The organism is Mesorhizobium sp. M7A.F.Ca.ET.027.02.1.1, from assembly GCF_004022985.1.
Classification (GTDB): domain Bacteria; phylum Pseudomonadota; class Alphaproteobacteria; order Rhizobiales; family Rhizobiaceae; genus Mesorhizobium.
The window spans coordinates 1-2,734 of sequence record NZ_RZOL01000587.1 but is presented as its reverse complement, the minus strand read 5'-3'; the positions used below and the strand labels follow the sequence as shown (position 1 = coordinate 2,734).

Genomic DNA, 2,734 nt, shown 5'->3' with positions numbered 1-2,734 from the left:
CGCGTACGGGGAACAGGACACGATCGCCGGCGCACTCTTTTCGATCCTGGAGGGCATGGACCGGTACATCCGTCACGATGGCACCAAGTATGTCATTCCGAACCCCACCGACGCGTTTGAGAACTTCGCTGACAAATGGGAGAAGGACCCGCGCAAGGCGCAGGCCTTCTTCCGTTGGCTCGAACAGGCTCGGCAGGATTTTGGTCGCGCCGCCCGCGCTACGATGTTGCAGGGCATGAACGAAGCGGTCTCTGCTCGGATGGGCACGGCGTTAACCGATCGGGCAGTGGCAAGGATCCGCGGAAATGGTGGAGGGCTCCTGCGCACGGCGTCCGTTGCCCCCGCGGCGGCTATCCCGACCTTCGGAAACGCGCCTCGGGTGCCAACGACGCCGAAGGGATTTGCATGAGCTGGTGGCTGACGAACGCTTCCCGTGCGAGGGCCGAGCAGGTCGCGCTCGCACAGTTGCTGGAGCGCGCCGGATGGTTGTCGGGTGTCGGTTGGAGGGTCGGCGACGATCTTCAGTTGATCGTGGATTTCGACATCCAGCACAATGGTGAGACGTTCGGCCTCTTCATGGCGTATCCGTCGACCTTCCCGGATACGCCGCCGATGGTGCTGTCGCGGGACGGCAAGCGGCTTTCGTCGCACCAGTACGGGGCTGGGGGAGAGCTCTGCCTCGAATTCCGGCCGGACAATTGGGATCCGGCGATCACCGGCGCGATGATGGCCGAGAGCGCATATCGTCTCCTGTCGGGCGAGAGCCCGGAGGGAGACGAAGATGGCGTCGTGCGGTCGGCTCATCAGGCCTCGGTTGGTCGCGACGCCCGCAGCGAGCAGATGAGGTTCGTGCTTGACCGAGACGCTATCGAAGTTCTCGTAGGGCTTCCAGTCGATGCCCCTGTACCCATCACCGCCTGGGACCGGCTCGAAAAACCGACCTGGGTTGCGTCTCTCATCAGTGTAGGAGACGGAGGCTCGATATGGTCGCACAGCGGTCCAGAGCCTTCACGCTCCACAATCACAAAGGGGTTCGCCTTTCGAACAACGCGGGAGATCGACACCTTCCGGGCAAATCCGGGACGTTTCGCCGAGCTGCTGCCTGCCGAGTTTCCCGAACTTGTTGAGCAGCTTCCGGACAATCCCTTTGACGGTTTCGTGCTGCTCGGGGACGCAGACCGGTGGATCGCGCTGAACCTCTATCCGCACGAGGGCAAGCAGACTGTTTTCGGCTACAAGATGATCATTGCACCCGACGCATCTGGCCGTCTGCCGGCGGGCCACGCCGCTCTTGCACAGAAGCGGGTCGCGATTGTCGGGTGCGGTTCCGTCGGATCGAAGATCGCCACCACACTTGCAAGGTCCGGCGTCCGAAAATTCACGCTCGTCGATGACGATATCTTCTTCTCAGCAAATCTCGTCAGGAATGACCTCGACGCACGGGCGATTGGCCAACATAAGGTCGATTCCTTGACGGCTCGCCTCAAGAACATTGTCGCCAATGCCGAGATTTCGATGCGGCGCGTGGCGCTCGGTCAGCAGGAGAGTGCCGGAACGACCGAGTCCGTCATGGAGGAACTGGCGCAGGCCGACCTGCTGATCGATGCGACCGCCGATCCGCGCGCGTTCAACCTGGTGGCGGCTGTCGCGCGCCGGCACCGCAAACCGATGGTTTGGTGCGAGGTCTTTGCTGGCGGGATCGGAGGTATCGTCGCGAGGGCGAGGCCAGAGCTCGACCCGATCCCGACGATTGCCCGGGGCCAGATCCGCGCCTGGTGCGATGGCCATGGCGTGCCATGGGCGTCTGCGGCTCAAGCGGACTATGGAGCGCAGCGGGAGCAAGGCCCCCAGCTCATGGCCGACGACGCCGATGTCAGTGTCATCGCTGGCCACGCGTCCAGATTGGCGTTGGATATCCTGACGCGCGAGCAAAGCATCTTTCCGTCCTCTGCCTATGCGATCGGACTGGCGGCGGAATGGATCTTCCGGGCAGCCTTCGATACCTGGCCGATCGACCTTCAGCCGGAAGGAAAGTGGGGCGAAGCGCAAGGAGGTGCATCGAAGGAGGACCTTAAGGAGCTTCTCGCCTCTCTTTTCCCGGAAGTGGCAGCGTGATCCGGGTGGGAGTCTCCCATGAGGTGCGCGATCGTATGAAGCAGGCTCTTCGACGAGCCAGGTCGCGTGAGATCGGCGGCATCCTCATGGGGCAGGAGGTCGCGTGCGGTCATTTTGTGGTCGTCGACTTTTCTCTGGACGAGATTTCGGGAGAACGGGCTCACTTCGTTCGCGACGCCGACCAGCACCGGCAGGCGTTGGAGAAGTTCTTCGATCGGACCGGCCACAACTATCAGACGTTCAATTATCTCGGCGAATGGCACTCGCATCCGAGTTTTTCGGCGCGTCCGAGCGTCACCGATCTTCATTCGATGCAGGATTTGGTCGACGGAGAAAGGGATATCGACTTCGCCGTGCTCCTGATCGTGAAAATTGGATTTTTTCGTCGCTTCGTTTCCTCCGCAAGCCTTCATCGGCGTGGTCAGGTTCCGGAGCCTGTCGAACTGACGACCAACTGAGAGGAGCCGCTCATGCGTTGGGATACAGTCGACTTTGTGATCCGATCTGCAGCAGGTTGGTTCTTTCGGGCTCGTAACGCGGAGAGTTGGATTTTCCGCGGCGCCGTCGCCGTGCTGATTGCGATTCATGGCGCAAACTGGGCCTTCAGTTATTCAGGCCC

At 61.6% G+C, this 2,734-nt stretch carries 2 protein-coding genes and 1 pseudogene; all 3 read left to right on the top strand.

Going from position 1 to position 2,734, the window contains the following annotated elements:
• Positions 1-409: pseudogene (locus EN749_RS33820) on the top strand (nucleotidyltransferase); the annotation flags it as partial.
• A 56-nt stretch (positions 410-465) separates the two neighbouring features.
• Positions 466-2,115: a ThiF family adenylyltransferase gene (locus EN749_RS33815; protein WP_189367900.1), complete on the top strand. Its 1,650-nt coding sequence runs from the start codon at positions 466-468 to the stop codon at positions 2,113-2,115.
• Positions 2,112-2,573, top strand: coding sequence for a Mov34/MPN/PAD-1 family protein (locus EN749_RS33810; protein ID WP_348629408.1), 462 nt, complete (start codon positions 2,112-2,114; stop codon positions 2,571-2,573). Before EN749_RS33815 ends, EN749_RS33810 begins: the two co-directional genes overlap by 4 nt.
• Positions 2,574-2,734 lie beyond the last annotated feature (161 nt).